This window comes from Mesorhizobium sp. M0047 (genome assembly GCF_040323315.1).
Classification (GTDB): Bacteria; Pseudomonadota; Alphaproteobacteria; order Rhizobiales; family Rhizobiaceae; genus Mesorhizobium.
Genome location: NZ_JAMYUW010000046.1, coordinates 39,001 through 56,510, shown reverse-complemented (window position 1 = coordinate 56,510; position 17,510 = coordinate 39,001). Strand labels below are relative to the sequence as shown.

Here is a 17,510-nt window from a genome sequence, read left to right as displayed (position 1 = left end):
CAAGCGCAAGCGCCTCAAAGCCCTCATGAACCCGACCTACCGCCAAGCCGTCCTTGCAGGTTAACGATTCATGATTTCGCCCTGGGTAGAACCAGCACACCGATTGACATGACGAAGCTAACTATTGGCAGCACTTTGACCGTGTAGCTCTGGACCTCGGTGGTTCCGTTGGCAATGAATTCTCGACGTGCAATCTCCTGCATGAAGGCGTCCTCCCCGTGGGGACCGACCTACCGATGAGAAAAGATGGACCGATCAGTTGTTTTTACCGGACGAGCAGTCTGTATCGGTACAAATGGAATTTAATCCCGGTGTCAAAGTCGAGACTCGGGCGAAGCGATCAGTTCAGTTGTTGGCGGTAAGTGGATCGATGACTTGTGTGATCTCGGTGATGGCCGCAATCGGGATCCCACTCAGCTCCGAGTGCCTGCGGATTGCCGCTTCATCCTTGGCCAGGTAGACACAAAACGTCTTGTCCGCGGCCACGTAGCTGTGTTGCCATTGGATTCCAGGACCGACCTTGTCGATGGCTTGGTTGGAGGCACGAGCTGCGCCGCAAAGCTCCACAATCGACATTGCACCGATACCGGGAATGTCTCGTTCGATGACAAACCGTTTCATCTGCGACATCTTTAAAACTCCTCCGCGAATTACCGCCAGGTCATTGTCCTCCAAGGGCGCGCTAAAGCAATCCAAATGTTCTTTACGAGTCTAAAGCTAACCTTTACCAACGGTGGATGATTCCGACGCATCTCAAATCGCTGCAGGCACTGGAGCTTGCCATGCGGACCGGCTCTCTGACGGCGGCGGGAAAGCTACTGGGGATTACAACGGCGGCCGTCGGGCAAAGGATCAAGACGCTAGAAGAGCATCTCGGCTTCGACCTTCTTGTGCGCGCAAAGTCCGGCATTTGCTTGACGCCGGAACTTTCAGCTGCTCTCCCGCACATTGTGGCAGCGTTCAGGGAATTGGAAACGGCCGCGCACCTTCTTGATTTCCAGAGAGGGCTCGAAATCCATGTCCTGGCGAACACAGATTGGGCCGAGCTGTGGCTGAAAACACGGCTCTCGGAATTCAAAGCAGCGAACCCGAACATCCTATTCTGCGTCAACGGCGTGGGCGACGTGCCTCTGCGACTGGGACAGGCCGATTGCGAGGTCTGGTTCGGCGAGCCACGCGGAGGGTACGGCGAGGAGATGCTATTTCGAGACTATCTGCTTCCCGTCGCATCGCCAGAAAATACCAAGCGTGTGTCGAGTTTGGACGCAGCGGAACGTCTTGAGGGATTTCCCCTGCTCCATCTCAATTGCTACCGGACAGACCCTGTCGCCATCGGCTGGCCGGAGTGGATCAGCGCACACGGGTACAGGAAGACTGCTGCGGAACGGGGCATCCGCTATGCCCATGTCCTCCAAGCACTTGAGGCGGTATTTTCCGATGCCGGGATGCTGATCTGTGGCCTGGCTCTGGTTCAGAGCCAGTTGGAGAGCGGGATAATCTCTTTGCCGTTTGCAATATCCCAGGGGGCATGGACAGAGCATGCATATTACGCGGCTTTCCGCGAAAGCGCCGTTCGCCGGACGCAAGTTGCCGCATTCCGCTCTTGGCTCCTGGAAAAAAGCAGCGAAACAACTGGGCATCTGGAGAAACTGTTGGCGCGAGATTAATCGTTCAAGCCCGGTCTTCGGAGAGCATCCACAAATCTGATGTCCCGATGAGCCGACCCTGCCCGACAAGGCGCGGATGTCCGGTCGCCAGGCCGGCCAGGCAGGGAACGCTACGCTGGCCAGATCCACCGATCGAGAATGGGGGCCGCATCACCCGCCATTGCTTCTGACGGTAAGCCGGAAAGTTGGGGTTCTAAGCCGGAGTTCATAGTGGTGGCGGACTGAATGGTGGGCCCGGAGGGACTCGAACCCCCAACCAAGCGGTTATGAGCCGCCGGCTCTAACCATTGAGCTACAGGCCCCACGCCGGCTGGATAATGTTTTTCCTGTCGCCGCACAAGGCTTTCCCGACGGGCTTCCGCAGATCGCCCAAATCAACCCATAATCGCGCTCTACGCAACCTTTGCGAGCAGATCGCAGACCAAGGAGATTTTCATGACCAGACGCCTTTTGCCTCTCGCGCTCACCGCTGCAATTGCTTTTCCGGCGATGGCTGGAGCCACCGATTTGCCGACGCTGCCCCGCATCATCGTGTCGGGCGAAGGCGAGGCAACCGTAGCCCCCGATCTGGCGGTCCTGACGCTGAGCGTCATGCGAGAGGCCAAGACCGCGCGCGCCGCGCTCGACGCCAACAATGACGCCATGGCCGCCGTGATCGCGGCGATGAAGTCGGCCGGCATCAACGACCGCGACCTGCAGACCGCAGGCATCCAGATCAATCCGCGTTACAACTACACCAACAAGCCGGACGGCAGCCAAGAGGCCGAACTGGTCGCCTATCAGGTGACCAACACGCTTTCGGTGCGGGTGCGCGATGTCGACAAGACCGGCGAGATCCTCGACAAGGCGGTGTCGCTTGGCGTCAACCAGGGCGGCGGCATCGCCTTCACCAATGACAACCCGGCGGCAACAGTCACCGAAGCGCGCAAGAAGGCGGTCGCCAATGCGATGGCCAAGGCCAAGACGCTGGCCGGGGCCGCCGGCGTCAGCCTCGGCAAGGTGCTCGAGATCACCGACCAGAACATCGCGCCGACGCCGATGCCGATCAACGCCAAGGCCTTCGACGCCGCGGGTGCCGCGGCTCCGGTGCAGGCCGGCGAGAATTCCTACAATGTGCAGGTCACCGTCACCTTCGAACTGAACTAAGCGGGCTCTGACGATCCATGGCTGAGGCTTGTCCAGCCACGGATCCGACCACCAGCCACCAACGCGCATGAAAAACCCCGCGGGATCGCCCCCGCGGGGTTTTTCGAGCCACACCCTTCCGGCGGAAAGGGGGCCCGTTAGTCCAGACCGACCTTCGCAGAAGGTCGTATCCCGGCTGATCCTCGCAGAGGATCATGCCGCCTGATCTTCGCAGAAGATCATGTTCTCAGGTTGATTGTCGCAGCAGGCTCATCCACGCAGAAGATCATGCTTCTATGAGTACGGATGAGTCCGGCCTCAGCCTTAGCGGTAGATAACCGGGCAACCGCGCTCGTTGGCGAACACGACCACGACGCGGTCGCCGTCCTGGCGGCCCATCACCTTCACCGTACGACGGCTGACGTCGACGATGCGGGCACGGTAGAGGCCCATGCGTTCGGCCTTGTCGAGGGCGCGGTCCGGCGAACAGCCACGATGCCAGCCGCCGCGGCGTTCATCACGCCAGTCGCCGCGGCGTTCATCATGGCGATAGCGATAGCCGTCGTCGCCGGTATAGACGCCGAAACGCGGGTCGTTGTTGTTGCCGAAGCCAAGATAGAGGCTGTCGGCATGAGCGGGAATAGCCGTCAGCGTGCCGAGACCGACCAGAGCCGAAAGGGCTGCCGTCTTGATGGTGGTGAACATTGTCTTCTCTCCTTTTTGCGGGCTTTCGTCCGTCCTCGTGAACCGATGGAGGGAGAATGCACTGGCCTGTCTGAACTCTTTGCGAACCTGACGTTCATCTCTGGTTCATGTGGCGGGAAAAAGGAAATTGCCCACCATTCGTTCCCGTCCCGGTGAACGATAGGAACGCCGCCTGTTTCCGATCCAACCGATTGGCTGAGGGTCAGGCCTCCCCGGCGCGAACCCTGTGGTTCGTCGTCCCAGCGCGAGCCTCTGGCTCGTCGTCCCCAGCGCGAGCCTCTGGCTCGTCGTCCCAGCGCGAGCCTTACGGCTCCTCGTCGAGCATGTAATCAAAATAGTCTTCCGGCTCGGCGAGATCGGTTTCGCTCGCCTTGACCCGGCCGCGCATCGACATGCCGGCTTCATGCACGGTCTCGGCGCTGCCCGACACCAGCCGGTGCCACCAGTAGAGATCGCGGCCCTCTGCCACCAGCCGGTATGCGCAAGTGCTGGGCAGCCAGGTGATGGTGCGGACATTCTGTGGCGTCAGCCCGACGCAGTCGGGGACGCGTGCCAGCCGGTTGGTGTAGTCCGAACAGCGACAGGTCTGGGCGTCGAACAGCCGGCAGCCGACGCTGGTCCAGTAAATCTCACCAGAATCCTCATCCTCAAGCTTCGACAGGCAGCATTTGCCGCAGCCGTCGCAGAGCGATTCCCACTCGGTCGGGCTCATCGCCTCCAGGGATTTGGTTTTCCAGAATGGCGTTTCCATCCCCGGCATGTGGCCCCAGCCGCCGGCAAGGTCAAGCATGGCAACGGGAGGAATGCGCCGGCGGCGGGTGAAAGACACGAAGTTGCCTTAAAAAGGGCGGCCAATCGCCCTGCGCGGCCTCTATTCACGCCAAACCGGAACCAATCGGCGCAAGATAGGTTTCGGCAAGGATGGGACCCCATAAGGAGAGTTTTCGATGAAACGCCAACCACGGATTCTGGCCGGCACCGCACTTGGCCTGCTGATGGCATCCACGCCTTTGGGCGCGTTCCCGCTTCAGGAAAGTGCCGCGTTCGGCCCTACCCAGCGCACGTCGGTCCCATTCAATTTGGCGCAAGCAGCATGCGCCGAGGGCGAATCAGCAGAAGCCTGCGCAAAGAAGCAGCAGGCGGAGCCGAAACAAAAGCCCGAGCGCAAGAGGCCCGAGCCTGAACAGCAGGCAGCGCCTGCCCAGCGCGAGCAGCCCGCCGAGGAGCAGCAGCCACGCAGGAAGAAGCGCGATCAGCAGCAGCAGATCCAGCAGGCACCGACCGAACAGGCCGCTCCGGCCGAGGAACAGCAGCCGCGCAGAAAGAGGCGCGATCAGCAGCAGCAGATCCAGCAGGCGCCGGCCGAACAGGCCGTTCCGGCCGAAGAACAGCAGCCGCGCAGGAAGAGGCGCGATCAGCAGCAGCAGATCCAGCAGGCGCCGGCCGAACAGGCCGTTCCGGCCGAGGAACAGCAGCCGCGTAGGAAGAAGCGCGATCAGCAGCAGCAGACCCAGCAGGCGCCTGCCGAACAGGCCGCTCCGACCGAGCAACCACAGCCGCGCAGGAAGAAGCGCGACCAGCAGCAGCAGACGGAGCAGGCGCCGGCTGAACAGCCTGCACAGCAGGCCGCCCCGGCAAACGACAACAATCCACAGCCCCTGCGCAAGAAGCACAAGCAGGACCAGCAGATCGAAGCCGCACCCGCCGAACAGGCGCCAGCCAGGAAGCAAGCGCCCGCCGGCGAGCCGGTTCCGCAGGCCGAGCCGCTTCAGCCCGAGCAACAGGCGGCGCCGACCGAGGGCAAACAGCCTCAGGAAAAGAAGAAGCGCGGCAAGAAGCCTGTCGGCCAACAGCCGGCAACGGCAGAGCAGCCGGCCACCGGAGAACAACCATCGACGGCCGAACAACCCGCCAATGGCCGGCAGCCTGTGACTGGCAAACAGCCGGCCCCAGGTGGACAGCCGGCCCAAGGTGAAAATGCGACCCAGACTGAGGCCCCGGCCGACAAGAATGCAGCCCCCATCCTAGACAGCCAGAAGGATGTCCTGCGCAAGCGCAAGGGCAAGAATGGCCGGCAGGGAGGCGAGAATGCGAGTGAGCAGGCCAACCAGCCCACCCAGCAGAATGGTCAGCAGGCGCAGGCTCCAAAGCCTGCTCCGGTCGACCAGGGACCACCACCCACCGACGACAGGGCGGCCCAGCAGGCAATCCAGCCTGAAAAGATCGCTCCCGTGACGGAGGAAAAGGGCAAACGCGTCGAGCGCGCACCCGATGAGAACGTCCGCGACCGCCGGCGTCCGCAAGGCGTCGACGTCGTCAGGGAACTCGGCGACCGCGTCATCCTCCAGTTCAACAACCAGACGATCGTGGAAAGCAGTGACGCTCCACGTATGCATCGCGGCGCCAGGAACGTGTATTATGAGGACCTGTCGGGCGATCGCACCCGGGAAATTGTCGAGCGTGACAACGGTGTCCGGATCATCACCATCCGCAACCGCTACGGCGACATCATCCAGCGTTCGCGAATCGCTCCGGACGGGCACGAGTATGTGCTGAGCTATGTCGACGAGAGCCAGTATGAGGATGAGGGCGACTGGCGCGATCCGGGCGACGACCTGCCGCCGATGCGGCTCACCATTCCGCGCGAGGAGTACATTCTGGACTCCGAGAATGTAGAGGATCCGGACGACTACTACACCTTCCTCGAACAGCCGCCGGTGGAACGGGTGCAACGCCTCTACTCAATCGACGAGGTCAAGCGCTCGGCCCGCGTGCGCGACATCGCACGGCGCGTCGATCTCGATACGCTCAACTTCGATTTCGGTTCGGCCTCGATCTCCGACACCGAGGTGCAGAAGCTCGAGGGCGTCGCCACCGCCATGGAGAAGCTGTTGAAGAAGAACCCGGCCGAGACCTTCCTGATCGAAGGCCACACCGACGCGGTGGGCACGCCGGAGGCAAACCTGGCTCTGTCCGACCGCCGCGCGGAAGCGGTGGCGCAGGCGCTGACCAACGCGTTCGGCATTCCGCCGGAAAACCTGACGACACAGGGCTATGGCGAGGAGTATCTGAAGGTCAACACGGCGGGACCCAACCGCGAGAACCGACGCGTTGCGATCCGCCGTATCACCCCGCTGGTGGCGCCTGTCGCCAGCAACAATTAAGCCATGATTTCAATGCCATGACCTGGTTTGTGGAATCGGCACGAGAAGCATCCATCCCCGGCTTCACCGGGGATGGATCGACGTCCCAAGTTCAAGAAATGTTCCGGTATGCAACCGGGCTCATTGAATAGAAGGCACACCTACCCCAGATTCAGGATTGGGCGTTCCCTGCCCCGTCCCGACTCCAGCGGGACGTATTGAGCCCCGCCGGACCCTCTCCGGCGGGGTTTTGTCTTGCAAATTGCAAGCCGGAGCGACCTAACCGAAATAGCTCCGCAGCCCGCAGGCCGACCGGAACCAGGCGGAGCTCGCTCAGCCCACGGACACGCCATCACGGATCAGCTGACAGCTCGTCAATCGACGCTTGTGGCTCCGCGCTTCTGAGTTCTCCGGAAAACTGCTCTAACTCTTTGTTTTGACGCAATTCCCAAGGGAAAGCCGTTTCACACTTTTCCTGGAATTGCTCTAATAGATCCCTCTTATCTCCGTGCTCGAATTAGCAAACACCTCGTCCGGCACAAAAAAGTCGCCGGCCAGAGGTCCCGTCGCATCTGGTGAATAGGCCGAGAAGTCGCTGACGCCCTCGGCGCGCAGCACCTCTTCGTCGATGTAGAAATTGCCCGTGGTCTGGCGCGCCGGCCGCATGAAGATGGCATGCGCGGCATCGGCCATGATGTCGGGCAAACGGCTCATCGCCGCCACTGTCGCGCCGCCGAGCAGATTGCGCACCGCCGCCGTGTCGATGGTCGAGATCGGCCACAGCGAATTGACCGCAATGCCGTCCCTGGCGAATTCGGCGCTCATCCCCAGCGTGCACATCGACATGCCGAACTTGGCCATCGTGTAGGCGACGTGGTTCTTGAACCATTTGGCCTTCATGTCGAGCGGCGGCGCCAGATTCAGGATATGAGGATTGCTGGCTAACTTCAGGTGTGGAATGCACATTTTGGACACGAGGAAGGTGCCGCGCGTGTTGATCTGATGCATCAGGTCATAGCGTTTCATGTCGGTTTCCAACGTGCCGTTGAGCTGGATGGCGCTGGCATTGTTGACGCAGATGTCGATGCCGCCGAACTTTTCGACGGTTCTGGCGACCGCGTCGGCAACCTGCGCCTCTTCACGGATATCGCACAGCACAGGCAGCGCCTTGCCTCCGGCCCGCTCGATCTCTTCAGCCGCCGTGTAGATCGTGCCCGGCAGCTTGGGATGCGGCTCGGCGGTCTTGGCGGCGATCGTCACATTGGCGCCGTCACGCGCGGCACGCAGCGCGATCGCCAGCCCGATGCCACGCGACCCGCCGGAGATGAACAGCGTCCTTCCCTTGAGCGACATTTTTCCTCCGCCTGCGTATTTTTCCTTGCGCAATCCTTGCCTGTGGCGGTCACGGATACAAGAGCTTGCGGCGGGATGCCATGGTGACGCTGCGGCCTACGGTCCAAACCTATTGGAATTGCTGAGCGTTCGATGTATATATTCTATACAGATAGGTGGAATATAGCATGGCACTGTCGATTAAGAACATGGAAGTCGAGCAAATGGCGCGCGAACTCGCTCGCCGCCGCCGCGTGTCGGTGACCGAGGCCATCCGCCAGAGTCTCGAGCGCGAAGTTGCGCGCGAGCGATTGGTGCCGCGCGATGAAACCAGCGACCTGTTTCAGCGGTTGATGGCTATCTCCGACAGTGCCGGAAAAATCCCCAAACGCGAAAATGCGATGACCGACGACGAAATCCTCGGTTACGACGAGTTCGGGATCCCGACGAAATGATCATCGATTCCTCGGCCCTGGTTGCTATCCTGCGCGCCGAGCCTGGTTACGAGCGTTTCGTGTTGGCGATCGCACAGGCCAAAAGGCGGCTGTTGGCGGCGCCAACGTTTCTTGAAACGACGATGGTGCTCGCCGGCGGCAGGCAGGATGAAATCCTTGATCGCCTAGACGACTTCCTGCGCACCGCCTCGATCGAGACCGTTGCCTTTACCGCCGACCATGCCGCGGTCGCACGCCAGGCCTTCCTGCGCTACGGCAAGGGCCGGCATCCGGCCGCGCTGAATTTTGGCGACTGCATCGCCTACGCCACGGCGCGTCTCGAAGCCATGCCGCTGCTGTTCAAGGGTGATGATTTCCGGCTAACCGACATCGAAGCGGTGTGATGTACAATTAGACCAGCACCAGCCCCTGCCGCATCGCGATAGCGATGGCATCTGTGCGGTTGGCGGCGCCAAGCTTGATCAGGATCGCGGCGACATGAAACTTCGCCGTGTGCACGGAAATGTTCAGCCGCCGTGCGATAACCTTGTTGGGCGCTCCCTCGGCCAGCAGCGCCAATACTTCCGCCTCGCGCGGCGACAGTGTTGGGCGGATCGCATGCTCGTCGGAGGCTTCATCCTCGAACGGCTCGCCGTCGCCCGGATGGAAGTCCTCAAGGCGCCCGCTTCTGCCGTCGCCCGACACGCGATAGCCGGCCGCAGCCAGTCGCGCCGCGGCAGCGATCAACAAATCGTCCGCGTCCACAGGCATGACGGCCAATACCTCGCCAGCGGGTCGCCCGCCATTGGCGCGTCCCGACAGCAGCACCCGTGGCGTGGACACCGGCACGGCGTCCACGCTCCTGTCGTCGATGATGGCGACATCGGCTTTGCCATCACCGGCCACGACCGGCAGCAGGTCTTCGCTCGCGGCAAGCGAGGCAGCCAGGCGCTCGGCGCGCGACGCGTCACCAAGCGCAATCAGCACCACCAGCCGCCGCGAGACGGCACCGTCAGTCATGATCCGGTCGCTGGTGAGCGTATCCATCACTCCTCTCAGGAAAGCGGCTTTTCGCCGACGGACAGCGCGACATCGCGCTGTTCGCCGCCGCGTACGACGCCGAGCGTCACCGAAGCGCCGGCGCTGTCGGGCCCGAGCCTGCGGATCAGGTCGCGCGGACCATGCACGGCCTCGCCGTTCCACGCTACGATGATATCGCCAAGAGAGAGGCCGGCAGCCTTGGCCGGGCCATCCTCGTCGAGGCTCATCACCATCGCGCCATGCGCGTCGCGGTCGCGCACCGGATGCAGGCCGGCGCCCAGATATCCACGCGCGACATGGCCCTTTTCGCGCAGCGTCGCGACCGCTCGCTCGATCGTCTCGTAAGGCATCACCAGCGCACGGTGACGCGGTCCGAACAAGAGCATGCCGATCAGTGCGCCCTTGGCGTCGAGCACCGGGCCACCCTCGAAGCGGCCGCCGGCACCGACCGCAAGATTGATGCGCCGGTCGATGCTGCCGCCGCGCATCGAGCGCCAGGCCGGACCGACCTCGCAGACCGAGCCCGACACGGCCAGAGCGGAACCGTCACTGTTGCCGATGGCGATGGCGACATTGCCGGGCCGAACCGCACCGGCCTTGGCCAAGGGCGCTGCGTTGACGGCAGCAGCCGGCTTCAGCAGGGCAACGCCGGTCGAAGGATCGCGGCCGACGAGCTCGGCCTTCACCGTCTCACCGGAGGCCAACAGCAGCTCGATCTCCTCGCCTGCCTCGACAGCCTCTTCGGCGGTGACGAAGTAGCCGTCACGCCAGTGGAAGGCGCTTGCCGTCCGATGCTGATGCGTGGCAAAACTTGCCGTTGTCGGTGCCGCCTTGGCGGCGAGATCGGCGATGGCTTCCGAAAACGCACTCAGATTGAAATCGCTCATATTGGTCTCCTGGGTTTTCTCATGCCCCAGATATCGCTCGACAGCGCGCCCGAAGGTACTCGCCTGACGGCTAGTTGGCGGTTTGACTGGCCATCTGGTCAGGTCGCGGCCGGTCCGGCCGCTCCGCACATATAGTGCGTGTCGCCCAAAAGTGCTCAGCGGTTTTGGGACCACGGCACGCGCAGGAAAAATCGTCCTTGCGCCCGACAACACGGAACCCCGCCGATGGCCCTCCTCGCCCCGAAATTCGAAACTGACGACAGATTAGCCGACGGCACGCTCCTCGACGCCTATTCGACGACGGTTGCCGACGCGGTCGACCGCATCGGCCCTGCCGTCTGCCGCATCGAGCGCATCAGCGGTCAGGGCGGCCATGGCTCGGGCTTCGTCATCGCGCAGGACGGGCTGGTCGTCACCAATTTTCACGTCGTGGGCGACGCAAGAACGGTGCGCGTCTCGATGCCGGACGGCGCCTCGCGAGAAGGCCACGTGCTCGGCCGCGACCCGGACACCGACATCGCGCTGGTGCGCGCCGACGGCAGCTTTGCCGATATCGCGCCGCTGGGTGATTCCAAACGGCTGCGGCGCGGCCAGATCGCCATTGCCATCGGCAACCCCCTGGGCTTCGAATGGACCGTCACCTCCGGCGTTGTCTCGGCGCTGGGGCGCTCGATGCGCGCTTCCACCGGCCGGCTGATCGACGATGTCATCCAGACCGATGCGGCACTCAACCCCGGCAATTCCGGCGGACCTCTGGTTTCTTCGGCCGGCGAGGTTATCGGCGTCAACACCGCCATGATCCATGGCGCGCAAGGCATCGCCTTCGCGGTCGCTTCCAACACCGCCAACTTCGTCATTTCGGAGATCATTCGTTTCGGCCGCGTGCGCCGCGCCTTCATCGGCGTCTCGGCCGACACCACCATTCTGCCACGCCGCGCCGCGCTTCTGTCGCAAGTGTCGAGCAAGACGGCGGTCCGGCTGCGCAGCGTCGAGAAGAACGGCCCGGCGGCAAAAGCGGGCTTCAAGGAAGGCGACATCATCGCCGCCATCGATGGCCGCCCGGTCACCGGGGTCGACGATTTGGTGCGTATGCTCGACGCCGATCGCATCGGCCGCGAAACGCTGTGCACCGTCGTGCGCCGCACCGGCGTCAGCCAGGTGACGGTGACGCCGGTGGCAAGGGCTGGGTAGGGCTGGCGCTCAGGCTCCCGCCGCCCCGTCCGCATACTGCGCCAGAAATTCCTCACTCGGCGCAATCGGCTTGATGACGTCGATCAGCACGCCATTGGGATCCTTGGTGATGAAATGGCGCTGGCCGAAGGGTTCGTTGCGCAGAGAGCGCAGGATCGGCAGGCCGGCGGCGAGGATCCGCTCATAGACCGCGTCCGGGTCGCGCACCTCGAAATTGATCAACAGGCCCGATGTGCGGCCCCGCCCCTCCTCAGGGATCGTCTCGTGGTCGCCTTGGACAATGCCGAGATTGACACGTTTGCTCTCCACCGATTGCAGATGCACGTACCAGTCGCTTTCAAACAGCGGCTGGAAGCCGAAATGCTCGACATAAAAAGCCGTTGTGCCGGCGACGTCGCCGGTCATCAGCACCGGATAATAGCTCGTGGTCTTCATCTTTCCTTCTCCCGTCTATTAACATACAGTCTGCATGTAGGTTGAATTAACATACAGGCTGCATGTATGCAACAGTACTCCGCGCGCCGTTCCAACCGCGACCGCACCGAGGCGACGCGCGCCGATCTGATTGCCGCTGCGCGAAAGCTGTTCACCGAAAAGTCCTATGCCGAGACCGGCACGCCCGAGATTGTCGCCGCCGCCGGCGTCACGCGCGGCGCGCTCTATCACCATTTCGCCGACAAGCAGGCGCTGTTTGCAGCCGTGGTCGAGCAGGAGGCGGCAGTTGTCGCCGAGGAGATCGAACACGCCTCGCCGCCCTCGCTCAATGCGCGCGACGCGCTGATTGCCGGTTCATGTGCCTATCTCGCGGCCATGCGTGCGCCCGGCCGCACACGGCTGCTGTTACTCGATGGGCCAGCCGTGCTTGGCCGCGCCGCCATGGACGAGATCGACAATCGTCACGGCAACCGCTCGCTGCGCGAAGGTCTGGTTGCGGCAATGCGGGCGCAGACGATGACGAGATTGCCGGCGGAGGCGCTGACGGCGCTCTTTGCCGCTGCCTTCGACCGCGCCGCGCTCGCCATCGAGGCCGGCGCATCAGCGCAGGATTATCACGCCGTGCTCATGGCGCTGATCGATGGGCTGTCTCCGGCCCGTCTTCAGGCACCTCGCCCGGCTCGAACTCGTTGAAGCAGCCGAGTTGGCGCTTGAACCGATCGATCAGCCAGGCCGCTGCCGGCTTCGGGCTGCGATCGTTGCGGTGCATGGCAAACAAGGGAGAGCTCACCTCCCTGAAGGACTCGAGATCGATTTCGACCAGCCGGCCGCTCGCCAGATCGTCGGCGATCAGCCAGCGCGGCAGCCCGCCCCAGCCCAACCCCTCGCGCATCAGCGTATGCTTGGTGCGCATGTCCGTCAGCCGCCATGTGCGGTAGGCGTAGACGCCAAAGTCACGTCCCTTGGTGCGCTCCGATTGGTCGGTGACGACCAGCTGGGTGTGTTCGCGCGCATCCTCGATCGCCACCGGTTTTGGCAGCAACGCCAGCGGGTGGGTGGGCGCGGCTGCCAGCACGATCGACATGAAGCCGATACGCACAAGATGCACGTCGACCTCGCCCAGCAGGCCGCCAATGCCAAGGTCGGCCTGCCCGCTGACGACATGATCGGGGATCAAGCCAAGCGTACCGATGTGCACGCGTAACATCACGGTCGGAAACTGTGCCTCGAATGCCTTCAGCACTCGAACCAGCACCGGTGAGGGCAGCGCCGCGTCGACCGACAGCGCAATTTCAGCCTCAAGTCCCTGATGATGGCTGTCGACGCGCGAGCGCATGCGTTGCAGCACGCCGATCATACGACGCGCATCTTCCAGCATCGCCCGCCCGATATCGGTCAGCTGCGGCTCGCGCGTCCCCTCGCGCTCGAACAGTTTCAACCCAAGCTGCGCCTCAAGATTGGCAATGCCGTAGCTGATGACGGATTGCGATCGGTTGAGCTTACGGCCGGCTGCCGAGAAGCTGCCGCTTTCGGCGACCGTCACCAGTATCTGAAGTTGGTCGAGCGTCGGGTTGGGCTGCATCGCCATATCTACTTTATGGATGGATCGTATAGAAATTATACCCGTTTATCGAATGGGTTGGTAGCCCCATATGAGCCGGGACAAATCATCACAACCCGCTGGAGAGCCAACATGTCCATTCTTCTTGTCACCTCAAGCCCGCGTGGCGCTGCTTCGCACTCGACCCGCATCGCCACCGAATTCGCCGAGAAACTGCTTGCCGCCGATCCGTCCAACACGCTCGTGGTGCGTGATCTGGTTGCCAACCCCCTGCCGCACATCGATGCCGACTATGCGACCGGCATCTATACGCCGGCCGAAGCCCGCTCTGAGCGTCAAGCCGAGGTGGTCGGCGTTTCCGATGTCGTGCTGGACGAGCTGTTCGCCGCCGATACGGTGATCCTCGCCACCGGCTTCATCAATTTCAACATCTCCTCGACGCTGAAGTCCTGGGTTGATCACATCGCCCGCTCCGGCAAGAGCTTTGCTTATGGCGAGAACGGCCCCAAGGGCCTCGTCACCGGCAAGAAGGTCTATATCGTGCTGGCTTCCGGCGGCATCTATTCGGAAGGTGCTGCCGTGCAGTTCGATCACGCCATTCCCTACCTGCGCGGCGTGCTCGGCTTCCTCGGCATGACCGATGTCGACGTCATTCGCATCGAAGGCGTCAGCATGGGGCCTGACGCGGTGGCATCGGCGCTCGCCAAGGCGACCGCAAAGGTCGACGCCGTGGTGGCCGCCACCCGGGATGTCGCGGCGGCAGCGTAAGTCACACCGATCATCTGGATTGAAAAGGCAGGCGCGGCGCGCCTGCCTTTTTTCGTTCTAGCCAATCAGATGCCGCAACAGCCCCGCCGAAGCGACCCCGATCAGAACGGTCGGTAGCATGGACAGCCGCGTCGCGGCGATCAAAGTGATCGCCAGCGCCAGAAGGTCGGCAGGATTCCTCGAAACGAAGGCCGGCGCAATCACCGAGATCAGCACGCAACCGGGCGCTGCCTCCATCGCCGCCGTGGCGCGGGCGCTGAGCGTGCGGTTGCGCAGCAAGACATAGCCGCCGATCCGCGTCAGGTACGTAACGCCGGCCATCAGCACGATGGTAAGCACGGTCGTTGCGTCGATCATACATCACCGGCCATCAGCCAGGCCGCGACCAGCCCCGACACCGCACCGGCGGCGACATACCAGGCGCCCGGGATGAAGAGATAGAACAGCGCCGCGACGACGAGACTGACCAGCCAGGGCCGCGCGGCCGCCATGCCCGTCCACATGCCGCGCATCAGCACCAGGAAGACGGCCGGGAACGCCATGTCGAAACCGTAGGTCTCGACACAGCCCAGCATCGGGCCGAGCAAGGCACCCAGCGTGGTGAAGGCCACCCAGGTGAGATACATCGCCAATGCCGCGCCCATGTAGTAGCGCGGGCTGAAGGCCGGCGTGATGCCGGCAGCCCTGCGCTGCCTGGCGTCGGCCAAGCCCAGCGCCCAGCTTTCGTCGCACATCAAGAACAGCGCCGGAAAGACCTTGCGCCGCGGCAGGGAGCGCAGGAACGGCGCCAGCGCCGCCCCCATCAGCAAATGACGGCTGTTGACGAGGAAGGTGATGGCGACGATGAGCACGATGTGCGGCGGCGACGTCCACAACTGGATCGCCGCGAATTCCGAACCGCCGGCAAAATTCAGTCCCGTCATTGCCGACAGTTCGACAACGCTCAAGCCTCTCTGCGTGGCCTGTGCGCCAAGCACCAGCGCGTAGGGGATGGTGCCGAACACGACAGGCGCGCATGACGCCACGCCACGCCGGAATTCGGATCCGGAGCCATCGCCCGCCGTCTCGACTGCCTGTGTAAAACTCATGGTTATCCATCGACTGGCCTCGCGGCCGCCGCTTCCCTGCGTTTGAAATCAACTGATGTCGCGGCAAACATAGCGATATCGGCCCGCAATTTGGTTGCAAAGATTGTTGTGTTTCATGGAATTTTGGCATTTGGTGTCACCAATCACCGTATAAATGGAATCGAACGCCATGAAACTTGACGAGATCGACAGACGGATCCTGCGGGCGCTGCAACGCGACGGCCGCATGGCCAACAACGATCTGGCCAATGAGGTCGGGCTTTCGCCTTCACCTTGCCTACGGCGCGTGAAGCTGCTGGAGGAAGCCGGCATCATCGACCGCTATGTGGCAGTGCTCAACCCGGCCAGCATCGGCAAGGGCCTGACCTTCTTCACCCGGATCTGGCTGAAGGCACAGGACGAGGACACGATCGAGCATTTCGCCACCGAAGTCGCCAAGCTGCCGCAGGTGATGGAGTGCTATCTGATGCTCGGCGACTGCGATGCCATGGTGCGCGTGGTGGCGGCCGGCATCGATGATTATCGCCGCTTCCAGTCGGAGCATCTGAGCCGCATCAAGGGCGTGCAGAACGTCAAGACGGACGTTCCCAGCCAGACGATCAAATACACGTCGGAACTGCCGATCTGACGCATGCCGCCCAAAAGTGCGAAGCGGTTTCAGGATAATGACGTGCGTCCAAAAAAGGACCACCGAAAAACAGCGCCGTTCAGACTGGATAAAAAATGCAACCGGATTGTAGGATCGGCCTCGATGCCAGCGTCCTTCGGATGCAAGCAGCGTGCAGCGCTGCCCTCTGGCATGGGAGATTTGAATGAGCCTTTCCTATCGTTGGGTCATCGTCGCCGCTGGCGCGCTGATGTCCTGTGTCGCCATCGGAACAATGTTTTCGCTGGCGATCTTCCTTGAGCCGATGGCGATCGACACCAACTGGTCGCGCGCCGGCATTTCGAGCGCCATGACGCTCAACTTCCTGGTGATGGGCCTTGGCGGCTTCGCCTGGGGCGCCCTGTCGGACCGTTTTGGGGCCCGCATCGTCGTGACGATCGGGGCGGTGCTGCTCGGGCTGGCGCTGGTGCTGGCCAGCCGCGCCGGCTCGCTCCTCACCTTCCAGATCACCTATGGCGTGCTGGTCGGCCTCGCCGCCAGCGCCTTCTTTGCGCCGATGATCGCATTGACCACCGGCTGGTTCGACACCAACCGCAGCCTTGCGGTCTCGCTGGTCTCGGCCGGCATGGGCGTGGCGCCGATGACGATCTCACCCTTCGCCCGCTGGCTGATTTCGGCTTATGACTGGCGCACCGCCATGTTTGACATCGGCATCACAGCTTGGGTGCTGCTGTTGCCGGCCGTGCTGCTGGTCCGCCAGCCACCGAAGCCAGCCGTCGCTGACACTGGTTCCGCACCGGCTGCCGATGGTGCTGGCCTGACGGTCGGCCAGGCGCTGCGCTCGCCGCAATTCATCGTACTGGGGCTGACCTTCTTCGCCTGCTGCGCCGCGCATTCCGGGCCGATCTTCCACATGGTCAGCTATGCCATGCTATGCGGCGTCGCCCCAATGGCGGCCGTTTCGATCTACAGTGTCGAGGGCCTTGCCGGCCTCGGCGGGCGGCTTTTCTACGGCGTGCTTGCCGATCGCCTGGGCGTCAAGCCGGTACTGATCGCGGGCCTGGGGATCCAGGCGATCGTCATCGCCGCCTATCTCTCGATCAGCCGGCTCGAGCAGTTCTATATGCTGGCCGTCATCTTCGGCGCCACCTATGGCGGCGTCATGCCGCTCTACGCGGTGCTGGCGCGCGAATACTTTGGCCAACACATCCTCGGCACCGTGTTCGGCGCCGCCACCATGCTGTCCAGCCTCGGCATGGCGCTCGGACCTCTGGCCGGCGGCATGGTGTTCGATGCCTACGCCAACTATTCCTGGCTGTTCATCGGCTCGGCCCTCGTCGGGCTTGGCGCGGTCGGCATCGCGATTGCCTTCCCGCCGCTGCCGCGCAGGGAGTTGCAGCCGGCTTAGTCTTCGGCCGGATCGAGTTCCGACCGGGCGGGTCAGGAGCGCCATGAGCCTGGCCTGTCCGGCGCGATTGCGGGCGTTTGAGCCGGGGCACGCGGCGCCGCCACGGCCAGGTCCATTT

Annotated in this window: 20 protein-coding genes and 1 tRNA gene; 10 read left to right on the top strand and 11 right to left on the bottom strand. The window is 63.0% G+C overall.

What is annotated here, in order from left to right; all coding sequences use genetic code 11:
- Nucleotides 1-345 precede the first annotated feature (345 nt).
- Nucleotides 346-630, bottom strand: coding sequence for a DUF4242 domain-containing protein (locus NKJ89_RS30260; RefSeq protein WP_352607946.1), 285 nt, complete (start codon nucleotides 628-630; stop codon nucleotides 346-348).
- A gap of 107 nt (nucleotides 631-737) precedes the next feature.
- On the opposite strand from NKJ89_RS30260, the gene NKJ89_RS30255 reads away from it, so the two are divergent.
- On the top strand, nucleotides 738-1,667 hold the full coding sequence (locus NKJ89_RS30255; RefSeq protein ID WP_352607944.1) for a LysR family transcriptional regulator: 930 nt from the start codon (nucleotides 738-740) through the stop codon (nucleotides 1,665-1,667).
- Between the two features lie 226 nt (nucleotides 1,668-1,893).
- On the opposite strand, the gene NKJ89_RS30250 is transcribed toward NKJ89_RS30255, so the two are convergent.
- Nucleotides 1,894-1,969: transfer RNA gene (locus NKJ89_RS30250), tRNA-Ile, on the bottom strand.
- 133 nt (nucleotides 1,970-2,102) lie between these two features.
- Here NKJ89_RS30250 and NKJ89_RS30245 point away from each other — a divergent pair.
- The gene (locus NKJ89_RS30245; protein ID WP_352607942.1) at nucleotides 2,103-2,813 is read left to right on the top strand and encodes an SIMPL domain-containing protein; all 711 of its coding nucleotides are present in this window, start codon (nucleotides 2,103-2,105) and stop codon (nucleotides 2,811-2,813) included.
- A gap of 303 nt (nucleotides 2,814-3,116) precedes the next feature.
- Here NKJ89_RS30245 and NKJ89_RS30240 read toward each other — a convergent pair whose 3' ends face one another.
- Both NKJ89_RS30240 and NKJ89_RS30235 read right to left on the bottom strand, forming a co-directional pair.
- Nucleotides 3,117-3,497, bottom strand: coding sequence for a hypothetical protein (locus NKJ89_RS30240; RefSeq protein WP_352607940.1), 381 nt, complete (start codon nucleotides 3,495-3,497; stop codon nucleotides 3,117-3,119).
- Between the two features lie 304 nt (nucleotides 3,498-3,801).
- Nucleotides 3,802-4,248 (bottom strand): YcgN family cysteine cluster protein, encoded by a 447-nt coding sequence (locus NKJ89_RS30235; RefSeq protein ID WP_352607952.1) that lies wholly within the window; start codon nucleotides 4,246-4,248, stop codon nucleotides 3,802-3,804.
- 196 nt (nucleotides 4,249-4,444) lie between these two features.
- Between NKJ89_RS30235 and NKJ89_RS35830 the strand changes: the two genes are divergently transcribed.
- Nucleotides 4,445-6,661, top strand: a complete 2,217-nt coding sequence (locus tag NKJ89_RS35830) for an OmpA family protein (RefSeq protein WP_502904180.1) — start codon at nucleotides 4,445-4,447, stop codon at nucleotides 6,659-6,661.
- 465 nt (nucleotides 6,662-7,126) lie between these two features.
- Here NKJ89_RS35830 and NKJ89_RS30220 read toward each other — a convergent pair whose 3' ends face one another.
- A complete protein-coding gene (locus tag NKJ89_RS30220) occupies nucleotides 7,127-7,993 on the bottom strand; it encodes an SDR family oxidoreductase (protein ID WP_352607934.1) in 867 nt (288 codons plus the stop codon).
- Between the two features lie 167 nt (nucleotides 7,994-8,160).
- On the opposite strand from NKJ89_RS30220, the gene NKJ89_RS30215 reads away from it, so the two are divergent.
- Nucleotides 8,161-8,427 (top strand): type II toxin-antitoxin system VapB family antitoxin, encoded by a 267-nt coding sequence (locus NKJ89_RS30215; RefSeq protein WP_352607932.1) that lies wholly within the window; start codon nucleotides 8,161-8,163, stop codon nucleotides 8,425-8,427.
- Nucleotides 8,424-8,810, top strand: a complete 387-nt coding sequence (locus NKJ89_RS30210; RefSeq protein ID WP_352607930.1) for a type II toxin-antitoxin system VapC family toxin — start codon at nucleotides 8,424-8,426, stop codon at nucleotides 8,808-8,810. Before NKJ89_RS30215 ends, NKJ89_RS30210 begins: the two co-directional genes overlap by 4 nt.
- A gap of 7 nt (nucleotides 8,811-8,817) precedes the next feature.
- On the opposite strand, the gene NKJ89_RS30205 is transcribed toward NKJ89_RS30210, so the two are convergent.
- Both NKJ89_RS30205 and NKJ89_RS30200 read right to left on the bottom strand, forming a co-directional pair.
- Nucleotides 8,818-9,453: a helix-turn-helix transcriptional regulator gene (locus NKJ89_RS30205; RefSeq protein WP_023761818.1), complete on the bottom strand. Its 636-nt coding sequence runs from the start codon at nucleotides 9,451-9,453 to the stop codon at nucleotides 8,818-8,820.
- A gap of 8 nt (nucleotides 9,454-9,461) precedes the next feature.
- Complete coding sequence (locus tag NKJ89_RS30200) at nucleotides 9,462-10,334, bottom strand: S1C family serine protease (RefSeq protein WP_352607928.1); 873 nt, start codon at nucleotides 10,332-10,334, stop codon at nucleotides 9,462-9,464.
- A 225-nt stretch (nucleotides 10,335-10,559) separates the two neighbouring features.
- On the opposite strand from NKJ89_RS30200, the gene NKJ89_RS30195 reads away from it, so the two are divergent.
- Entirely contained in the window at nucleotides 10,560-11,525 is a 966-nt protein-coding gene (locus NKJ89_RS30195; protein ID WP_352607927.1) for a S1C family serine protease, read from the top strand.
- Between the two features lie 9 nt (nucleotides 11,526-11,534).
- On the opposite strand, the gene NKJ89_RS30190 is transcribed toward NKJ89_RS30195, so the two are convergent.
- Nucleotides 11,535-11,960 carry a VOC family protein gene (locus NKJ89_RS30190; protein ID WP_352607925.1) on the bottom strand — a complete coding sequence of 142 codons (426 nt, stop codon included), beginning with the start codon at nucleotides 11,958-11,960 and terminating at the stop codon, nucleotides 11,535-11,537.
- Between the two features lie 66 nt (nucleotides 11,961-12,026).
- On the opposite strand from NKJ89_RS30190, the gene NKJ89_RS30185 reads away from it, so the two are divergent.
- On the top strand, nucleotides 12,027-12,653 hold the full coding sequence (locus NKJ89_RS30185; RefSeq protein ID WP_352607923.1) for a TetR/AcrR family transcriptional regulator: 627 nt from the start codon (nucleotides 12,027-12,029) through the stop codon (nucleotides 12,651-12,653).
- Here the strand turns inward: NKJ89_RS30185 and NKJ89_RS30180 are convergent.
- A complete protein-coding gene (locus NKJ89_RS30180; protein ID WP_352607921.1) occupies nucleotides 12,586-13,542 on the bottom strand; it encodes a LysR family transcriptional regulator in 957 nt (318 codons plus the stop codon). The two genes, NKJ89_RS30185 and NKJ89_RS30180, sit on opposite strands and share 68 nt — an antisense overlap.
- Before the next feature lie 111 nt (nucleotides 13,543-13,653).
- Between NKJ89_RS30180 and NKJ89_RS30175 the strand changes: the two genes are divergently transcribed.
- On the top strand, nucleotides 13,654-14,289 hold the full coding sequence (locus tag NKJ89_RS30175; RefSeq protein ID WP_023761824.1) for an FMN-dependent NADH-azoreductase: 636 nt from the start codon (nucleotides 13,654-13,656) through the stop codon (nucleotides 14,287-14,289).
- Between the two features lie 57 nt (nucleotides 14,290-14,346).
- On the opposite strand, the gene NKJ89_RS30170 is transcribed toward NKJ89_RS30175, so the two are convergent.
- Nucleotides 14,347-14,646, bottom strand: coding sequence for an AzlD family protein (locus NKJ89_RS30170; protein ID WP_352607918.1), 300 nt, complete (start codon nucleotides 14,644-14,646; stop codon nucleotides 14,347-14,349).
- Nucleotides 14,643-15,377 (bottom strand): AzlC family ABC transporter permease, encoded by a 735-nt coding sequence (locus tag NKJ89_RS30165; RefSeq protein WP_352607916.1) that lies wholly within the window; start codon nucleotides 15,375-15,377, stop codon nucleotides 14,643-14,645. Before NKJ89_RS30165 ends, NKJ89_RS30170 begins: the two co-directional genes overlap by 4 nt.
- A gap of 169 nt (nucleotides 15,378-15,546) precedes the next feature.
- Between NKJ89_RS30165 and NKJ89_RS30160 the strand changes: the two genes are divergently transcribed.
- Both NKJ89_RS30160 and NKJ89_RS30155 read left to right on the top strand, forming a co-directional pair.
- Nucleotides 15,547-16,005, top strand: coding sequence for an Lrp/AsnC family transcriptional regulator (locus NKJ89_RS30160; RefSeq protein ID WP_023761827.1), 459 nt, complete (start codon nucleotides 15,547-15,549; stop codon nucleotides 16,003-16,005).
- Nucleotides 16,006-16,189: 184 nt separating this feature from the next.
- A complete protein-coding gene (locus NKJ89_RS30155; RefSeq protein WP_352607914.1) occupies nucleotides 16,190-17,392 on the top strand; it encodes an MFS transporter in 1,203 nt (400 codons plus the stop codon).
- Nucleotides 17,393-17,510: the final 118 nt, after the last annotated feature.